This window comes from Shewanella oncorhynchi (assembly GCF_030848765.1).
Lineage (GTDB): Bacteria > Pseudomonadota > Gammaproteobacteria > Enterobacterales > Shewanellaceae > Shewanella > Shewanella oncorhynchi.
This window is the reverse complement of sequence record NZ_CP132914.1, coordinates 2057914-2075675: the sequence shown is the minus strand read 5'-3', so window position 1 is coordinate 2075675 and position 17762 is coordinate 2057914. Positions and strand designations below refer to the sequence as shown.

Genomic DNA, 17762 nt, shown 5'->3' with positions numbered 1-17762 from the left:
GGGGATTAAGACCTGGAGTAAGTAAGGTATCCCCATTAAACTTGCCAAAGCACTGCCCCGCCAACTAAGGGGATTAAGACTTGTGATTGGTACACTTGAGCTAGCTGGTTTTGCCAAAGCACTGCCCCGCCAACTAAGGGGATTAAGACAATCTTTCATTGCATGTTTTGCGATAACTTGCTGCCAAAGCACTGCCCCGCCAACTAAGGGGATTAAGACACAGCAAAGTAAGCATCATCAATATTTTCAGGGCCAAAGCACTGCCCCGCCAACTAAGGGGATTAAGACTTGAAACGGTAAGCTATTACATTTTTAAACATGGCCAAAGCACTGCCCCGCTAAACAAGGGGATTAAGACATAACGGCCTTTTCAGCTACATCAAAATCTTTAGCCAAAGCACTGCCCCGCAAACTAAGGGGATTAAGACCTAAAGTCGAATCCGCTTACGACGAGCGACCAGCCAAAGCACTGCCCCGCCAATTAAGGGGATTAAGACATCCCCCCTACGTCGTCCATGTCCTCTGTTCGGCCAAAGCACTGCCCCGCCAACTAAGGGGATTAAGACACTCGCTCATTGCCGTTTGCTGAAACTGTTACAGCCAAAGCACTGCCCCGCCAACTAAGGGGATTAAGACCTTATACGTTTCATAGTTGCTAGCGCGTTTGGCCAAAGCACTGCCCCGCCAACTAAGGGGATTAAGACTAATAACGATTGCTGCTGTAAGCCATATGAATGCCAAAGCACTGCCCCGCCAACTAAGGGGATTAAGACAACCCGGTACGACCCTCGTCGATCGCTTCGATGCCAAAGCACTGCCCCGCCAACTAAGGGGATTAAGACGTTCTTCGAGTCCAGACAGTCGAGCCTTCATTGCCAAAGCACTGCCCCGCCAACTAAGGGGATTAAGACTTCTAACTGAAAACGTTTTAACGGGCATCACATGCCAAAGCACTGCCCCGCCAACTAAGGGGATTAAGACCCATTATGCTAACCCGTTATCTACTTTTTGAGCCAAAGCACTGCCCCGCCAACTAAGGGGATTAAGACTGAACCTGTACGATCATCACCATGATGCTTAACGGCCAAAACACTGCCCCGCCAACTAAGGGGATTAAGACACTCATAGTGAACTCCCATCAAATTATTTGATGCCAAAGCACTGCCCCGCCAACTAAGGGGATTAAGACCAAATTTCACGGGGTGTAAGGCCCTGTTTATTGCCAAAGCACTGCCCCGCCAATTAAGGGGATTAAGACGTACAGTACGTAACCCGTCGATGTTAATTCGGCCGCCAAAGCACTGCCCCGCCAACTAAGGGGATTAAGACAAGGCACACGTTTCTTTTGATATATGACTTCAGCCAAAGCACTGCCCCGCCAACTAAGGGGATTAAGACTCTTACGAAAATCTTTATAACGATACATTTCAGCCAAAGCACTGCCCCGCCAACTAAGGGGATTAAGACTGGACGTCACGCCCGATAAACTCACCCATATCACCAAAGCACTGCCCCGACAACTAAGGGGATTAAGACACATCGGTATAAAGCGCATCTTGAATGTGATAGCCAAAGCACTGCCCCGCCAACTAAGGGGATTAAGACAGCTCCACTCGTTTCATAAAGCGATATTGATGGCCAAAGCACTGCCCCGCCAACTAAGGGGATTGTTTGTCGCCAAAACGGGAGGAATTGCAGGTGGTTGATATGCAGTACGATTGCTGCATTTTATTAAATAAGTTACTAAATAACTCACTAAATAAGTCACTGTAACGCAGATAGCCAAACCGCCATCAACGGATGGCTAATTCAGGCGATTCAATGTGCTCGGGACTATGGTTCTGTGTAAAAAGACTATAAGTAATTATCAACCGTCTAACCCGCCAGCCCTCGCAAGAGGGCGTTCTTTCTAATTCATCCTATCTAGCAGTGCCATTTCGGCTTTTCTTAGCCAGAAGATGTAAGACTTTTTGCTATCAAATCCCATTAAGGCCCACTGCTCTTTGCACAGATAATGGGCGCGGATGGCGCGTTTACAGTTAAGGGATAACTGCTCAACGAGGCGGTCAAAATGCGCGACATGGGCAGGCACGTTGAGTTCGTGCTTTAAGTTGCCGCCGCCCAATGCTTCGCCTAAACGGTCGCAGGCACTGCGGTTCGAAAACCCCTTGCCCAACTCTTGGTACACCCAATAACGGCCCCAGCGATACAGCCCTAACCGCAACGCCTTAATGTTCATCCTCTGCTCGGGTTCATCGCTAAAGCCCATTGGCCACCTCATTTATCTTCTCAATCGAAAGCTTAAACACATCAAGGCATATCGATGTCACATCGTCATAGGGCGCAGTAGTACGGCCATTTTCCCAACGTTGATAAGTGTTGCGGCTAATGCCGTAAATCTCAGCCACTTCGTCTTGGGTCATGCCCCGTAAACGGCGCCCCACTTTCAATACATCCGCGGCGCGATTAGCCATAAATCCTCCTGCGTGAAGTCCATAACCTAGTTGTGCTAATTGTCATCGTCATAACCACCCCACTAACATTGGCTCACTCGTCTCAGTGGTCGATTGGCGCATAATCTCGGGCGCCACATCGTCAAACCCCAGTGTGATTAAGTGTGCGTGGTAGGCATCTAATGCCATCAACATGCCTTTATCTAAGGTGCTGTTAACGTACGTGCGCAGCAGTAACGGCAAGGTGTGATTCAATATTCGCTCACCGACCATGGTATCTACGCCCATATCGGCAATAATGGTGCGGCACAGTTTGCGCAGTGCGTGGGAGGTAAACGCCTTAAATCGAATCGTTTCACTCCAATATTGCGCAGTGCGAATGCTCACCGGCCCTACTTCGCCTGGGAACAAAAACGCCCGCTTGCCCACATGCGTGTATTGCCATTGGGCGTAATGGGTAATGAGCTTTTTGGCTGTCGGCGTCATAGGTAAGCGATGCTCTTGGCGGTTCTTGGCATTCTCAGCAGGAATAAACCAGTAATCGCCGGCAAAGTGGTCCCAACGTGCTAAACGGGTTTCACCTATGCGGGTACCGAACATCAGCATCAACACAAACAGCATGGCCACCGGTCTTGCGGCATTTCGCAATGCACTGAATAACGGGCCCACGTCCGACTCGCTTAATTGCGTGCCCACCAAAGGCGGCATCTTCAAACTCATTTGCACCCGATACCCCGCCAAGCTATTGCTGTCTAACACCCGTAAATCGGCCGCAACCGATAACGCCCGTTTCAACACCTTCACCGCGGCTTTGATGTAATTGGCCGAATAGCCTTGCGCCAACATGGGTTTGATTAAATAACTGTCCACTGCGATAAAGTTCAGCTCATTGAGTGGTAACTCACCAAAGCAGCCGCTGAGATGTTTACTCACTAACGATTTACAGTTACTGCGCCAGCTGTTGCTTAAAGTGCGGTTACACTCCACATGGGTGACAAACCACGCCAATAATTGCGCGACCGTGGCAAACTCGTTGCTGATGACCGCTTGGCCCATGCTGCGTTTGGCGAGCAAACTGGGTAACTCGGTTAAAAAGGTCTTTAAGCACATCACTGGCCACACACCCTGTTTTTGCCACACGGTTTTGCCTGCCTCGTTCATCACTAAATACACCGAGGCTTGGCGTCTATCGGTCGAGGCCCGTAACCGCACCGCCGGAAACTGCGTGTCCCGAAAGTCTCGCGTTATCCCTGCCCTTAACCAACGGCGCAATACTGCATCGTTTAACTTGCCTTGCTCTACGCCTGTTGCTGTCATCACTTGCGCCATCTATCCCTCCAACCGATATTCAAAGGTGTGATGGGTACCCGAGCGTATGCGTTTTACCCGCTGGTTCATCGGCATATCCCGAAACCGCGCACTTAAGGCCGTCTCACTGTCGTGAACCCCAAAGCGGTTAAAGCTCTCTTGCTGGATTTCAAACAGGGTCCAAAACCGTTTCCCTGTGATGATGCGCATCAAGCGTTCGCGCTGTGTCAGTGGTTTAGTCGCCATCGTTTGCCCCCTTAAGCCCAAGGTTGGTTCGTAAATTGGCAATAATCGATTTGGCCTTTGCTGCCTCAGTGGGCCGCGTCACCGTTTCAGGTAGTGCTTTAGGCAACTCAATATCGGTCAACTCGCCACGGCTAAAGCGCCTGCATAAGACTTTGTAATTGCGCTCAAACGTCATCAACACGTCCTTTTCGAGCCCAGTCGCAAACATCCAACTGCCCGTCTCGCGCACCGCTAAGCGCACCACATCATGGCTCCACGTATGCTTATCAGGGTGATGGTAATGGCGGGTTGCTTCCTTAAACGCGGCTTCCAACTTGGGCAGCCCTAAATCACAGGCCGTCGGTTGGCACCACAGCGCAAACTGGCGCGGTGTCGGCCAAAACTGCCTATCGCCCTGCTCGCGTCTAGCGCGATTCAGCCCCGCTTGCACTTGCTCACGGCTGGCAATCCCCTGCGCCGCCAAGGTTTTAAGCCACTCGGCTTTGTGGGTCGCTTCGTCCTCAGGCCGCGGCGCACTCACCGGAAACAACACCCGCAACTTACTAAACACGCTGTCCACAATTGCCATGTCCATTGCCGTGGGCTCAGGTTGACTAACACGCCCTTGCCCAACCAGCGGCTGGCGGATTAAGGTCTGCAGTGATTTCATGCTCGCATTTTGATTGGCAGTCATATCAAGGGGTCCTCTGGGTCATACACCGCATAACTCCAATCCACTTGCCCAACTGCCGCGGCCATTGGTCTTGGCAACGGTGTTAGCCAGTGGCGTTCGCGGATAAACTTGGTAATACCGAGCACAAACTGGCCGTTCGCGCTAAAGCCCCAACTCGTATCCAGCGCCGCAGCCTCCTTCAACCACGTCACCGCCAACACACAATCGGCGTCGGTCAGCTTTTCGGCCTTCCACGCTTTCCACGCAGCCGCATCCGAGCCGCCTTTGCGGTGGGCGGGATAGGCTTTGAAAAACGCATTGAAAACCGACTTCGCACTCGTTGCTGGACAACTATCTTTTAAAGATTCTTTGATAGGTTCAAAAGAGTGACAGATTCTGGGTGCAGCTCCTGCACCCTCAGAGGGTGAATCTCCTGCACCCATGGGTGCATTTGCTGCACCCTCAAAATTGGCTAGGGGTGAATCTGCTGCACCCCCAATATTTTCTAGGGGTGAATCTGCTGCACCCTCAGTATTTTCTAGGGGTGAATTTGCTGCACCCTCAGTAAAAGGTAGGGTTTGAGCAGGTTTATCACTCAGAACACTCGATGAAAAGTCCAAAATATACAGGTTGGATGTATTGCGTTTATGCTCACTCTTGCGGGTAATTTTGCGCACCAGTCCGACGTCAACCAGCGCATTAATGTGGTTAATCGCCGACCGCTCGCTTATCTCACAAGCCTGCGAAATATACTCGTAACTCGGCCAGCATTCGCCTTGGTCATTGGCGTTATCGGCAAGCTTGATCAACACCAGCTTGCGCAGTGGATTACCCACCTTGGCCTTCATCGCTTTTACCATCAATTCCATACTCATAAGTCACCCCCAAACAGAGCAACCCACTGCGTAAAATTGACGAAACCATCATGTATACGTAACATGTAATAGCCTCACTTAGGTATTAAGCCCGCACCTAGTCGCCAAACTTTAGCGGGCTTTCTTATGTCTACAACAACGGGTCAACTGCAATGCGCCCCGTTGCCCTCCGCTCGCTCGCCTTCACTGCCAAGCAAGTAAACCTTGTGCGCCAAGTTACTGCGCAACTGGCTAAAAAAATCACGCCGTTTAATGTGCACGTTGCGGCTTTTCGCTATTGCACTCATATCAACCGCACTCGCATCGGCCGCGCCCACATCCACCGCCAATAGCGCAATAGAACGTTCCGCGCGTTGTTCTTCCATCAGCAGATAATTCATAATCCAATCGATGCTCACCGGCAGCAACAACTGCTTACCACTGCCCAGCAACGCCTTATCCACGATGTCGGTCGCGATAACCGCCCAACGCTCGGGGCGACTATGCTGCAATTCATCGCAGTTCCTTAACACCTCAACCATTCGGCCCACCTGCGTTCGCCTAAACAACTCCGCCGTGGTATGCCCATGAAAACAGGCAATGTCTTTGCCCATGTTCACGCCACTTAACCCTGCCCGTTCAGGCTCTGCCGCGTTAAAATCCTTGGTGCTAGGCTCTGCCGCGTTAAAATCCTTGGTGCTAGGCTCAGTGCTATTAGGCATGTTCGACTTAGCTTTAAGCGCCATCGCCTTAAGCATTAACTGCTTTGCTTGCATCATGAGTAACGTCACTTGCGCGGTTTCCATCTCGGTAAGCGCGGCCACGACGGGCCCATCATCACTGCTAACTTGCCCATGTACCGAACACGCGGCGCCGCCCTCTAAACAACAAATTAAACATTCAGGATCAAACATCGTTTATCCTCCTCACTTCATGATCTTAGGTATCAAGCCCGCATCGGTCGCCAAACTGTGGCGGGCAATTTGATAACGGCGTTTTTTACGCGCCCAGTTATCACTTAACTGATTTGTGAACATGCCATTCACTCCGTCTCTTATTTCAACAAGTCATTCAAACAGGTCATTTCAACAAGTCATTTCAACAACTGCCACTTATGCCCATTGGCACACACGGCGCGTTTTGAGCCCGACTTGGTTTGCTTTAAAACCAAACCGCACTGGCCACACGGCACATCAGCCACCCGCTTAAGCATTACCGCATTAATCTGTGCAGTGTGATTAGCCCGTTTAGGTCGAAAACCTAACGCCCGCGCCACTTTTACATACTCTTTCGCAATCCATTTGCCATCGGGTTCTAAGTGCAAACCGTCGCCGATCATGTCGCCCAAGCGGATCAACTGCTGATGCAACTCGGTTTTAGCACTGGCGATAACATTGATGTTAAGGTTCGATTGCGGCATCACTGTCACTTCTCGGCCGCGTATTGCGCCGCCTTGCCACCGTGACTGGCTAAATACGGATACGCCAGCTCTAACGCTGCCATGCTGGCTTGCGTGGTTGCCGCCGACTCTTTTAACTCGCGGTGCGCCGCCACTAACTGCTCGCGCTTGGGCTCACTGCCCAAATGGATCACCGCCACTTGCGCCTCGGCGTTCTCTTTGGTGAGCGATGCCGCCATATCGGCCACATGCAACACATGGCCGTCATTCATGCGATCAGCAATTACCGTCACCCCAGTGCAACCAAATACATCGTTGAGATACTGCACCCGCAAATGCTCGGGCAGTGCTGCAACCAGTGCTTGCTCAACATGAAACAAGCGATCCACCTGCGGATGCTGGCCCTCGTACTGGCCGAGCCAACGGAACAGCTTTTGGGCATTAATCCGCGCATCGTTGTGCACGTCTTGACTGCTCGCAAAGCTAATGCCCTCCGCCACTAATACTTCACTCAGCCCAAGGCGCTCAACCGCCGCAACAAAATCTATCGCCAGCGCAAAGCGTGTCATCTTGGGCAATTCCAATACCCGATGAATCGTTTTCATCAACAAACTCAAACGTGATTGTGGTTTCATGTACAAAACTCCCTAACCGTTATGCTTTAGATATCTTTAGTTTCGTGATCAAGCAGAAGCTCATCAACACTAACTAACCCATGAGTAGCAGAGGAAATAGCCCTTATGTACTTAGCTGGAGCTTGTCTATGACGATGGATCCAGTTCCAAACATAGGACTGCCTAATACCAAGTTTTTTAGCTAAAGCCGTCTGTCCTCCGATGATATTTATTGCTTTCTCAATTGCAGACATTTTATCTCCCACAAACAATAACAACTAAAAACTGTATTTAATAACAGTTTTTATTGTTTGTCAATGACACTTAAAGTTGTGAGAATCAGAGGATGAACCTAGCACATAGATTAAAATCACGAAGAATCGCACTCGGCCTTACTCAAAAAGATGTTGCCGAGGGGTCAGGTATAACCCAACAATCACTGCAAAAAATTGAAGATGGTAAAACTCAGAACCCAAGAAAAATAGTAGACCTAGCTCGTATTCTTAAATGTTCACCTGAATGGCTGTTGTTTGGTCGAGAAAGTCAGAATATTGAAGAAGAAGTATCAAATATATCAACAGGTCCTCAGATCAAAGGTTTTTTCCCTCTGATAAGCTGGGTGAGAGCTGGGGGATGGTCGGCGATAGAAGAAACACATGCTCTTGAAGCGGAGCGTTACCCTTGCCCAGTGAAATGCAGTAACAGTACTTTTGTACTAAAAGTGCAAGGTATCAGTATGGAACCAGAGTTTAGAGATGGTGATCTTATTTTCGTAGATCCTGAAGTAGAGTGGCGCCATGGGACTTATGTCGTTGCACGATTAAATGAACAAAATGAAGCCACATTTAAGCAATTGGTCATTGAAGGTAGCCATAAATTTCTAAAGCCATTGAACCCAAACTGGCCAGAACAATTAATACCTATAAATGGCAACTGCACAATAGTTGGAGTCGTTGTTTTTTCGGGACGAATCTTCTAAATCTGGTTAAAAAAAATACGTAAGAGCAGAGATCGTAAACAGAAAAACACACTAAATCTTTTTTGGAATAAAAACATCCTCCAAGCGCCTTCATTTGGATCCCACTTGAGCTATTGAAAAAACTCCCTAAAGTTTTTTGAAATTGATATGTACAAAGACCCGCATTTGCGGGTTTTTTTATACTTACATTCCGCTCAAAACAACTTAAAACAATTTAAACAACTAAAAACTGTTGACATCAAAACAGTTTAAAGTTGTAATGATTCTATCTTTTACAACTAAAGACTAGAACCATGATATTAACAAACACTCCGAATACACCTAAGCAACGCGATGAGTTTCGTCTACTGGTTGCAATACGTTTTGCCTGCTTGATGGCGCTGGCCAAGGGCCACACCGACCCAATGGATTGCCCACGAGTGCAAGTCCGTTGCGCCGAACTGGTCAAGCATTTTGCCTATCACCACCCAAGCCCTGCCTTTTACCGCCAGTTCATCCGCCACACGGGCGAACTCGGGCTCAATTTCAGCCTGCGCTTCACTGAGCCCCAACAAGGTTTGTACGGCAAGGTGATGGTGTGGCGTAACGACTCGCAGGCCGTCACTAATGTGCATCCGCTGCACACGATGACGACAGCCACGCCCGTCGGCCACTAACGCAGAAGAGCCGCAGAGCCGCCGCGAACATTCACGATTCAGGCTATTTAGGCAAAGCAGCCAAGGGGTGATGGTCCATATCCCGATAACGATAACGGCGACAGTTTCACCTTGTTGGAGGCAATTATGTTTTTTGTTTACGGCGTGTCCATGACCTTAGCGAAAAAGCAGGCGGCCAAGAAATGCAGCACCTCAGTCGGTGCGCACCCTAACCGCCGTCAACTGAGCCCCGACGAGTACCAAGCCAAGTTGAATGATATGGCGCAGCACTTGTTTGAAACCATGAAGCCACAACGCCTGTCGCATTCGTTATCGACGCCCGCGCTGTGCCAGCAATACATCGTTTTAGCCATGACCCAAGAAGCCCACCGCGATGTGCATATTCGCTATCACAAGCTGTCGGACAAGGTGAACCCCAAAACCAAGAAACCCATCATCAATCTGGTGGTGTTTAACGGCGAAGCCGCAGCTTAGCCCTGCTGATTCAAAAGGAAGGAATAGCGTATGAACCACCCAACGAGAGCATCATTTTTAAGCGATGTGGCCGAACATCAACTCACCATTCTTAAGGATGATGGGGTGTTCCGCCACATGGTACTCAGCCAAGGCAGCTTTGAGCATCGCTTTGAGATCACCACATGGCCGCAGCATTTGTGCATCAGTGGCGATATGGGCTGTTACGTATTTTCTCGGGTTCAGGACATGTTTTGCTTCTTTCGCCAAAGCGGTGATGACTGGGGTGTTAACGCGAGTTACTGGGAAGAAAAGGTACTGGCTGAGTGTAAAACCGACGGCACTCGTGAGTTTGATGCCAAAGAAGCCGATCAACGCCTTGAGCAGTTTTTGCAGTGGTTTATTGAAGGGCTGGACCCAACGAACGAAGAAGAGGCTGAGGCGATTAGCAGCGCGACCAATGCTGTTAAGGAGTTTACCCAAAACCGCGAAAACGCCGAGTGGGATGTGGTTTATCGCCTCAATCATTGGGATGAGGAAGATGCAGGCGGCATGACGTTAGATGATTTTTGGGATGGCTGGAAAGACCCCTTCACCTATCGCTTTATCTGGTGCTGTTACGCCATCGTTTTTGCCATCCGCCAATACGACGAAGCCACCCAAAGCAAGGAGGCAGCATGAGCAACGAACATGATTTTTATGCCAAACATTACCCTTGGCTCAATGCAGATCAACGTGAGTGTTTTGACTTCCTTTGTGACATACACGGCGGTGGCAATCACATGTTTGGCAAAATCCAAGCCTGTGGTGAGCACGGGTTATCAATCAACAGTACTAGCGCGCATTACATGTCTACCTTCGACTATAGCGCCCTCACGACTGCCGTCGTTCTTGCACATGACCGCATGATCCGCTTTCAAATCGAGCCATCGGGCCCACGCATGTTAAAGCTCGTTGCCCATAAGCGCCATCAGCGTGAAGGCCGAATGAATGAGCGTCACCCAACCATAGAGGACGCGATTAACAAGGTAAGGAAGCAATACCCATGTGACGAGGTGGCAGCATGAAACAGCGCCCTATTATCTTCAATACCGAAATGGTGCGCGCCATTCTTGATGGCCGTAAAACACAGACGCGGAGAGTGTTTAAAGCTCAGCCGCATGATGATTGGGCGCCATTTTCTAAAAATGCCGAATGGTATACGCCGACAGTGATTGATAAGCACGGATTCTATCAACCTGCAAAAGATAATGCTTTTGGGGTTAGCGATGAAGATTGCGCGTTTGTTTCACCGTTCGGCACGCTTGGCGATCAGCTGTGGGTGCGTGAGGCAATGACCAAAGCACACTGGCCTGATTTGCATTATGTCTGTGGCGGATTAACGGCGGGCACAGGTGATGAAGACTTTGATTATCATGGCGCTGAATATCGCGGGTTTATTCCCTCTATCCACATGCCACGCTGGGCGGCGCGCATTCTGCTAGAAGTCACTGCCGTTCGGGTAGAAAGGCTAAATGATATCAGCGAGCAAGATGCAAAAGCAGAAGGTTTGCAATATAGCTCCGTTTACCAACAATGGGGCGGAGTTGAAAAGCATTCAAGCCATAAGCCTCATTCGCCTCATTGGCGTTGGTATAAAAACCCACAACATGCTTTTAAGTCCCTATGGAACTCAATCTATGAAAATTGGGATGCCAACCCGTGGGTGTGGGTTATCGAGTTCAAGGTGATCAGCACCACAGGCGGTGCAGCATGAACCACTTACTCCCGGGCTTTGAATCACAAGAGCGCGTTGCGTTATTGCTGTCACTTACCCGCATTAGTTCGCCCGAGGTGATTGCCGCGTTAACGCTGCATTACACCAGCGCCCTACCCGCCGAACGCGCGGCGGCTCGCCACGGTATTGAACTGTCGAACTTTATGCGCGGGCAAAAGAAGCTAGAGCAAATCGCCGCCACGGTCGAGGCCATTAAAGCCATCGACTGGGCCAAGCTGCAATCAAACCCTTTGCAATCAACTCCTTTGCAACCAAAGCAGGTGGCCTAAATGACTCAATCAGCGGCGTTTCGCCATCTGTTAAATCATTTCCGCAGCCATAAGTTAAGCCTGTTACTCAAGGCCACAACGGGCGACAGCATCAAAATCGCACTGGCGCTCGGCGCGTTAGATTGCCTGTACTGGCAAGCATTGGGCAACGGCTTAACCAACTTAGCCAAGGGCATTAGCCGCACCATAGTGTATTCGTACCGATATCACCCAATGCGTCTGCCCTGCCATTCGCCAGTCAGCCAAGCAAGCGACAACCAAAACATGGAGGCGGCATGAATAAGTTTAGCACCAAAGCGGGCGTGGTCACGCTATCTAAGCCCTACTCCACCTTGATGTGCGATCAGCAACAAATCGAAGTGAAGTACACCCCCAACAACTATCACGGCTGGGGCATTTGTAAGTCTTTTAACGCCATCGAGTGCAGCGATTTCGGCCAAGCCGACGCCGAAGTATTCGCACTCAACGCAGAATCAAAACTCAGGATAAAAGGAGAAGCAGCATGAACCCGATACAAGCAGCAACTGTAGAACGTGAAGAAGGTTATTGGACCCATCCAGATTTGCCCGAGTGGGATGAAGGGGTAACCCGTGTGGAGTGTGAAGCATGGGCTGCACGCCAAGGCGGCGAGTTTGTGGCGATTTGGTTTGAACTCGATGCGCCTGAAAACTTAATCGAGCGTTACTTTGACGAGGGCGACAACGATATCAGCGATTGGCAACCCGTTTGCGACAAGGCCGGCTCATTCCTGCTGAGTATTCACGACACCGAAGATGGCCCCGTCGCGCTGTTCTTCGCCCCGAAAGATAAGGAAGCAGCATGAAGCAGCTTTCACTATCTGAACGGCTAAAGCAGTTCGCTACAGATCAAGACGACTTATCTCGTCGTGGTGAAAAGAATCTTGCGGCTGAGGCAGCGCAAGAAATTGACACTCTAACAGCTGAGCGCGGCCAGCTGGCGATGCAGGTGGATAAGCTCAAAACTTTCATATCTACACAAGCACTGCCAAACCTATTTGTATTAAGTAATGACTATCCACAGTGCCTAGGAATCGAGAGTGCAATAACTGATGCGAACGAGCTTCTAAAAATTTGCGGCCAAGAAAAAAGCGTAACAAATGGTGGTAAACAATGAAGAAGATGGCAAAGCCTGCTGGGCTAATAGTTTCATGTCCACACTGTGGCGGTGAAAATACGATTTACGCATCAGATCTATGCGAAAACGAATTTGTCTGTTCATGGGCGCATTGCGAAAAGGAATTTGCAACGTGTGGCGAGGATGATTTTCATCGTTACATTGAGGATGGTAAGCAATGAGCTGGTCAAATTGTGGTGAAGATAGTATCGGCAGACCCATTGGTTATGCCTTCGAAGCAACCTGTGATCATCCGGGTTGCCACAAACAAATCGACCGTGGCCTTTCTTATGCGTGTGGTGGTATGCATGGCGAAGATGAGATCAGCTGCGAGGGTTATTTCTGTGAAGCGCATAGACCAACCTTTGTCGAACATTGCGGCAGTACCCATCAGATTTGCAGTCAATGCACCAAAGCATTAATCGACTCAGGTGAATGGCAAGAAGATGAGGATGAAGGCTGTTTAACGCAGGTAGGTGCAGCATGACGATGAATGACAGACTTAACCTAGCTATCGCTGAGAACATTGAGATTAAAGCCAGAATTGTCGAGCTCGAGCAACAAGTGGCAATGCTGAGTAAGCGCCCTGAGTTTGATCTATCAACTGTTCAAGTACGTGAGCAAGCAGTGATTGCTCGATTAGATAGGATGAGTTTAAAAGCAGATAACCTTAACGAATTGAATTAAGTGGAGTTTAATATGTCATTTAAAAAACCTTCCAAACTAATGAGGGCCAGTGAGTGGTCTGAACGTGAGTTTGCAGCCAATTCCGCGCCTCAAAATCGTACCATTAAAGGTTGGATTTTACGTGGAGTGATTCGCGGGCTCATTGTAGATAACAAGGTCTATGTTTACGAAGACCAGCACTTTGGTGTGGCGCCCGCCGTTAGCAGCGCGGTGTCTGATTTAATTGCAGCCTCAAGGTAATTAACATGGTACGCCCAAAAAAGTCGCATAATAAAAATCTGCCTCAGCATCTAATGTTTGATAGCTCCAAGGGCACTTACCGCTTTACGCTGGTAAATGGTGTTCGCAAAACATTAGGTAAAGATAAAGTGCAGGCGATTCAAATTGCGGTTGAGTACAACCGCATTATGCGACCTACCGTTGGGTTAACGGTGGATCAATTGATTGAAGCCTCATGCGCCTCACCTCAAGCTGATGGACTGTCCTTTGCCAGCCATGTGGACCGCCTTTTAGAGTTGATTTTTAAAGAGGAAGCACCAAGTAAGCAACTGGGCAGCACTATGCGCAACGATGCCGAACGGGTTAAAACCTATTTTGCTGAGGTTAGCAGCCAAGATATTAGCCTTGAGCACATCAACGGCTATCTAAACCAATACCATCCTGATGCCAGCCCCAATGTGCATAACCGCAAACTTGGATTTTTGGAGAAACTGATTAACTACGCGATCGACCAGTCCATCATGTTAGATAATCCGGCCTCTCGAAAGATGAAAAAACGCAAAACCAAAGGTAAGGAACGCCAACGCTTAAGCTTTGAAGTGTATCAACAAATCCATGCTGCTGCGCCACTGTGGTTACAAACGGCGATGGACCTTGCTTTGCAATCAACCCAAGCACGCCTTGAAGTATCGCGGATAAAATACAGCATTAAAAAACCTAAGGAAGGCCAATGTGGTTGCCTATGGTTTGATGAACCTGTCGATGGCATTTACGGCACGTTATTTATTCATCGCCAAAAAGTGGAAGAGCAAGAAGCCAGCCATGTGGCAATCCCTATCGGTGAGGTATTAAAGGCCGTTATTGATAAAAGTCGTGATGGAGTGCTTTGTCCTTATGTGGTTCATCGCCGACCAGACAAACACAATAAGCAAAGTGAAGCGACTGATCACCGCTATCAGCTCGATCCTAATTATCTCAGCAGAGCGTTTTCAGCATTAAGGGATGAGTTAGCGTTGTTCAATCATTTAGAAATGAGCCAGCGCCCAACCTTCCACGAGATCCGTGCGCTTTCCGCCAGATTGTTTTCTGATATGGGTGTTGATCCTCAAGGCCGAATGGCTCACACCGATGCTAAGTCCACCAAAATCTATGTGCGGGATCATCTGCAATGGACCGAAGTACCTCACGCTGAAATTAAATTCAGCCATTAATAAAACTAATGCAACCAGCGCACTTGACCACTGTAATTCTGAAACCCGTTTCACCCCGATTTCACCACAGTTTCACCACCTCTAAGCAGTAAAAAGCCAAATTATAGACACAAAAAAGCCCGCAACTGATTAAGATTGCAGGCTTTTTTGTTTATGAATTTGGTCGGTATGAGAGGATTCGAACCTCCGACCCCTGACACCCCATGACAGTGCGCTACCGGGCTGCGCTACATACCGAATTTTTAAGTATATTGCATACCTGTGCTGACTTAGCTAAATATAGTTTAGCGATAATCTTTACGGCTTTTGCTTAATTACTTATCACCTAAGATACTGTTTATGGGGTTTATCTTAAGCGAGCCAGAACTGTAGCAATTGCCTCGCAACTGCGCAAGGGCTTCATTACATCTCTTTGATCAACTGCTTAGTTTATGTTCTGAATGACACAATTTTCGTCGATAATGATTGCTCGATACTGATTACGTCCATACTCAAACAGGATTTAGCTGCAGAACAGACATAATGACACCCGTTTACTAAATCATCATTCAATGCGAGTGCATATGGGCGAGTCGGTACTCATCCATGCGCTCGAGTAGATATGGGAAAAAGGGATTCCATTTCTGTCGTAACATTTCAGATGCTGACACACTATACAAGCCGCGCTCCCCCCGCGAAGCTGAGGCTCCGATTTGGATCCTATGTAAATCAGGCTGGATCACTGCGCCATAAAGCCCATCATCTATGCCAAAAGGTAACGCAACATGGGATAAAGAATACACGCCTGCAGGCCAATATAAATCTAATATCCGCACGTTTTCACTGACCTGAGTGAGCACTTTACCCTGTGCGTCTATATCCTGTGTATCTAAATTCTGTTCATCTAAACCCAGTTCATCTAAACCAAAGTATCGCGCCTGAACCTGCGTGGTTTCATTACTGATATTTTCCACCACAGTGCCGCGATAATGTAACTCAGGGTTATTAATGTTCGCCAATAAGCCCGCAAGCGGATCATTGGACACCATTTTGGCATTCACATCGAGTCGGTTCATATCAAACAGCACTAGCTCATGACCTTTTTCAGGCAACGTTTGATACAGATTATTCACCACCGCCGCAGTTGAAACCGTTGCGTCCACCACTGACTGAAAGGTGAGTATCGACGGAACTTGCGCCCGTTGCTGCGGCGTTAATCCTGCCAATAAACCTTGGTTACGCAGGGCTAATTGATAAACTACATCGCCCGCATTAACCGCAAAAGAGGTGTATTTAAAGGGATCGTACTCTACTTGAATACTGTTCCATTGCAGTTTATCCAGCTCCAACAATCGTCCTATCCAACTCTGCCAGCGTGCGGCCGCCGCAGATGGCGCTAGCCCTATCGCGGGAGAGATAAAAATCATTCCATCATAATCAGGGGCTTTATCATGGCTTATACGTTCTAACTCATGGTTCAGCGCGACGGCGGCACCCGTCGAAAAAGCCACCACAAATAATGGTTTATCTTTCAGAGTTTGCCGCATATGCGCTGTGGCTAAATTAACCGCTGCGGCCAGATCTTGCCAATAAAGCTCAGTCAATCCACTTGGAATCGTGCCATGCCCTGGCAATCTTAAACCGAGCACATGAGCTTTACCTTTAAAGTGCGCCGCCACATTGGATAGAGCATAGGGCGAATCCGACATACCGTGGAGCAGTAATACTCCAAATTCGGCATTAGCCACAGGCCATTCATAACTGCGATTCCAGTTTTGTGGCCAATGGGCAGGATCAGATAAGCTATTTTTGACATAGCGGTTCACTGGAGAAAATTCATTGGCGGGAATCTTTTTGACAACTTTACGCTCAACTTCGGCGAATAAGCGGTCTTCTAGCGCTAAGTACTCATTAAAATTGGCAAGTTTGGTATTGTAATGGAACTCATTTTTTAGCTCGACCGTATGCCAAAGTGACAGCTCAGGGCGCGCATTAAGAAAATAGATCCCTGTCGCGAGTAACGCCACCACTATGCCAGTACTTGCATACACTGCAGCTAAAAATAGGTGTTTTGTCGAACCTATGATGATGGCCTTCATCGCTGTTCCTACATGAAGATAAAATGTGCAACTAGATTATACGGGTAGATAAAAACATCCTTCAAACGTTTTACCGCGATAAAAACCACTAGTGTAAGCAGTACAATTTAATCACTCCAATTTAGTCACTTCAATTTAGTCACCCCAATTTACTCATCTCGCAATTTTATTAGCCGCATAGGCCTTAATCGGGTTAGGATCGAAAATAGTCTTATTCCAACCAAACTTATACGCTCTCGATGATAATCGGTAATCCACACGCTAGGTTCGCCTACTATCTTCCTACAGCGCCGCAGGTACCTGAGAGCTGGCATTACACTCAGCCAGATGCTGTCGGGGCTCTCATCGCTCTAAATGGCAATCATTGGCGTAAGATCTTCACTATTATGGCAAAAATCAGTGCGGTTGGAGAAGATTGGCGCAGCTATCGTGACCAAGTGTTACTCAAGCAAAATGAACTGATCTGCATAGGCGGCACTGAATTGATGGCAAACGCGAAGATCCATCTCATTGCGGGGCAAGTGGCCGCAAATGCTTTAGGGCTCACCATGTCCGTAAACGATTCCGGTACGCAGCATTTAACTGCCCAAAATAAATCCATAGCCGCACTTCAGCTGCCATCTTCGCTAGGACAGCATTGTTTACTCACGCCCTATTTGGATTATCGCCAATACCCAAACCAACTGATCGCCCTGACACGCCAACACTTAGCAACGCCTGAGCACCAACACAGTGAATAATTCCATTATGATTGTGGTAACGGCTGTCACCAC

27 protein-coding genes, 1 tRNA gene and 1 CRISPR repeat array (1 of these 29 running past the window's edge) are annotated in these 17762 nt (G+C 48.6%); of the genes, 16 read left to right on the top strand and 12 right to left on the bottom strand.

Going from position 1 to position 17762, the window contains the following annotated elements; genetic code table 11:
* Positions 1-1674: direct repeats of the CRISPR family, unit length 37 nt; unit sequence GCCAAAGCACTGCCCCGCCAACTAAGGGGATTAAGAC; it reaches 233 nt to the left of the window's first position.
* 235 nt (positions 1675-1909) lie between these two features.
* The 10 genes from RA178_RS09415 to RA178_RS09370 form a co-directional block, all read right to left on the bottom strand.
* Positions 1910-2269, bottom strand: a complete 360-nt coding sequence (locus RA178_RS09415) for a hypothetical protein (RefSeq protein WP_306685208.1) — start codon at positions 2267-2269, stop codon at positions 1910-1912.
* Positions 2259-2474 (bottom strand): helix-turn-helix transcriptional regulator, encoded by a 216-nt coding sequence (locus tag RA178_RS09410; protein WP_006082023.1) that lies wholly within the window; start codon positions 2472-2474, stop codon positions 2259-2261. Before RA178_RS09410 ends, RA178_RS09415 begins: the two co-directional genes overlap by 11 nt.
* Before the next feature lie 48 nt (positions 2475-2522).
* Entirely contained in the window at positions 2523-3782 is a 1260-nt protein-coding gene (locus RA178_RS09405; protein WP_306685207.1) for a tyrosine-type recombinase/integrase, read from the bottom strand.
* Positions 3783-4007 (bottom strand): hypothetical protein, encoded by a 225-nt coding sequence (locus RA178_RS09400; protein ID WP_006082025.1) that lies wholly within the window; start codon positions 4005-4007, stop codon positions 3783-3785. It abuts the gene before it with no gap.
* Positions 3997-4680: a replication protein P gene (locus RA178_RS09395; RefSeq protein WP_115334418.1), complete on the bottom strand. Its 684-nt coding sequence runs from the start codon at positions 4678-4680 to the stop codon at positions 3997-3999. Before RA178_RS09395 ends, RA178_RS09400 begins: the two co-directional genes overlap by 11 nt.
* Entirely contained in the window at positions 4677-5534 is an 858-nt protein-coding gene (locus tag RA178_RS09390) for a helix-turn-helix domain-containing protein (RefSeq protein ID WP_306685206.1), read from the bottom strand. Before RA178_RS09390 ends, RA178_RS09395 begins: the two co-directional genes overlap by 4 nt.
* 143 nt (positions 5535-5677) lie before the next feature.
* Positions 5678-6427, bottom strand: coding sequence for a hypothetical protein (locus tag RA178_RS09385; RefSeq protein WP_306685205.1), 750 nt, complete (start codon positions 6425-6427; stop codon positions 5678-5680).
* 179 nt (positions 6428-6606) lie between these two features.
* The gene (locus RA178_RS09380; RefSeq protein WP_306685204.1) at positions 6607-6933 is read right to left on the bottom strand and encodes a hypothetical protein; all 327 of its coding nucleotides are present in this window, start codon (positions 6931-6933) and stop codon (positions 6607-6609) included.
* A gap of 5 nt (positions 6934-6938) precedes the next feature.
* Entirely contained in the window at positions 6939-7547 is a 609-nt protein-coding gene (locus tag RA178_RS09375; RefSeq protein ID WP_306685203.1) for a toxin YdaT family protein, read from the bottom strand.
* Between the two features lie 26 nt (positions 7548-7573).
* On the bottom strand, positions 7574-7780 hold the full coding sequence (locus RA178_RS09370) for a YdaS family helix-turn-helix protein (protein ID WP_259559691.1): 207 nt from the start codon (positions 7778-7780) through the stop codon (positions 7574-7576).
* A gap of 92 nt (positions 7781-7872) precedes the next feature.
* On the opposite strand from RA178_RS09370, the gene RA178_RS09365 reads away from it, so the two are divergent.
* The 15 genes from RA178_RS09365 (at position 7873) to RA178_RS09295 (ending at position 14911) form a co-directional block, all read left to right on the top strand.
* Positions 7873-8505 carry a helix-turn-helix domain-containing protein gene (locus tag RA178_RS09365; RefSeq protein ID WP_306685202.1) on the top strand — a complete coding sequence of 211 codons (633 nt, stop codon included), beginning with the start codon at positions 7873-7875 and terminating at the stop codon, positions 8503-8505.
* 293 nt (positions 8506-8798) lie between these two features.
* On the top strand, positions 8799-9161 hold the full coding sequence (locus tag RA178_RS09360) for a hypothetical protein (RefSeq protein WP_306685201.1): 363 nt from the start codon (positions 8799-8801) through the stop codon (positions 9159-9161).
* Between the two features lie 126 nt (positions 9162-9287).
* Positions 9288-9635 (top strand): hypothetical protein, encoded by a 348-nt coding sequence (locus RA178_RS09355; RefSeq protein ID WP_012089048.1) that lies wholly within the window; start codon positions 9288-9290, stop codon positions 9633-9635.
* 30 nt (positions 9636-9665) lie between these two features.
* Positions 9666-10295 (top strand): hypothetical protein, encoded by a 630-nt coding sequence (locus RA178_RS09350; protein WP_306685200.1) that lies wholly within the window; start codon positions 9666-9668, stop codon positions 10293-10295.
* Positions 10292-10681, top strand: coding sequence for a hypothetical protein (locus RA178_RS09345; RefSeq protein ID WP_306685199.1), 390 nt, complete (start codon positions 10292-10294; stop codon positions 10679-10681). The genes RA178_RS09350 and RA178_RS09345 overlap by 4 nt, the downstream gene beginning before the upstream one ends.
* Positions 10678-11370, top strand: a complete 693-nt coding sequence (locus tag RA178_RS09340) for a hypothetical protein (protein ID WP_306685198.1) — start codon at positions 10678-10680, stop codon at positions 11368-11370. Before RA178_RS09345 ends, RA178_RS09340 begins: the two co-directional genes overlap by 4 nt.
* The gene (locus tag RA178_RS09335; RefSeq protein WP_263168225.1) at positions 11367-11660 is read left to right on the top strand and encodes a hypothetical protein; all 294 of its coding nucleotides are present in this window, start codon (positions 11367-11369) and stop codon (positions 11658-11660) included. The genes RA178_RS09340 and RA178_RS09335 overlap by 4 nt, the downstream gene beginning before the upstream one ends.
* Entirely contained in the window at positions 11661-11939 is a 279-nt protein-coding gene (locus RA178_RS09330) for a hypothetical protein (RefSeq protein WP_306682183.1), read from the top strand. It begins immediately after the preceding gene.
* Complete coding sequence (locus RA178_RS09325; RefSeq protein WP_306685197.1) at positions 11936-12166, top strand: hypothetical protein; 231 nt, start codon at positions 11936-11938, stop codon at positions 12164-12166. Before RA178_RS09330 ends, RA178_RS09325 begins: the two co-directional genes overlap by 4 nt.
* Positions 12163-12483 (top strand): hypothetical protein, encoded by a 321-nt coding sequence (locus tag RA178_RS09320; protein WP_306685196.1) that lies wholly within the window; start codon positions 12163-12165, stop codon positions 12481-12483. Before RA178_RS09325 ends, RA178_RS09320 begins: the two co-directional genes overlap by 4 nt.
* Positions 12480-12794: a hypothetical protein gene (locus RA178_RS09315; RefSeq protein WP_113941495.1), complete on the top strand. Its 315-nt coding sequence runs from the start codon at positions 12480-12482 to the stop codon at positions 12792-12794. Before RA178_RS09320 ends, RA178_RS09315 begins: the two co-directional genes overlap by 4 nt.
* A gap of 178 nt (positions 12795-12972) precedes the next feature.
* Entirely contained in the window at positions 12973-13281 is a 309-nt protein-coding gene (locus RA178_RS09310) for a hypothetical protein (protein WP_306685195.1), read from the top strand.
* 2 nt (positions 13282-13283) lie between these two features.
* A complete protein-coding gene (locus tag RA178_RS09305) occupies positions 13284-13481 on the top strand; it encodes a hypothetical protein (RefSeq protein ID WP_263238597.1) in 198 nt (65 codons plus the stop codon).
* A 12-nt stretch (positions 13482-13493) separates the two neighbouring features.
* Complete coding sequence (locus RA178_RS09300) at positions 13494-13721, top strand: hypothetical protein (RefSeq protein ID WP_115334402.1); 228 nt, start codon at positions 13494-13496, stop codon at positions 13719-13721.
* A gap of 5 nt (positions 13722-13726) precedes the next feature.
* Positions 13727-14911, top strand: coding sequence for a site-specific integrase (locus RA178_RS09295; RefSeq protein WP_115334401.1), 1185 nt, complete (start codon positions 13727-13729; stop codon positions 14909-14911).
* 160 nt (positions 14912-15071) lie between these two features.
* Here RA178_RS09295 and RA178_RS09290 read toward each other — a convergent pair.
* Positions 15072-15148 (bottom strand) — tRNA-Pro (locus RA178_RS09290).
* A 311-nt stretch (positions 15149-15459) separates the two neighbouring features.
* Complete coding sequence (locus tag RA178_RS09285; RefSeq protein ID WP_306685194.1) at positions 15460-16989, bottom strand: alpha/beta hydrolase; 1530 nt, start codon at positions 16987-16989, stop codon at positions 15460-15462.
* A gap of 239 nt (positions 16990-17228) precedes the next feature.
* Here RA178_RS09285 and RA178_RS09280 point away from each other — a divergent pair, with 239 nt between their 5' ends.
* On the top strand, positions 17229-17729 hold the full coding sequence (locus RA178_RS09280) for a DUF6942 family protein (protein ID WP_306685193.1): 501 nt from the start codon (positions 17229-17231) through the stop codon (positions 17727-17729).
* The last annotated feature ends 33 nt before the right edge of the window (positions 17730-17762 follow it).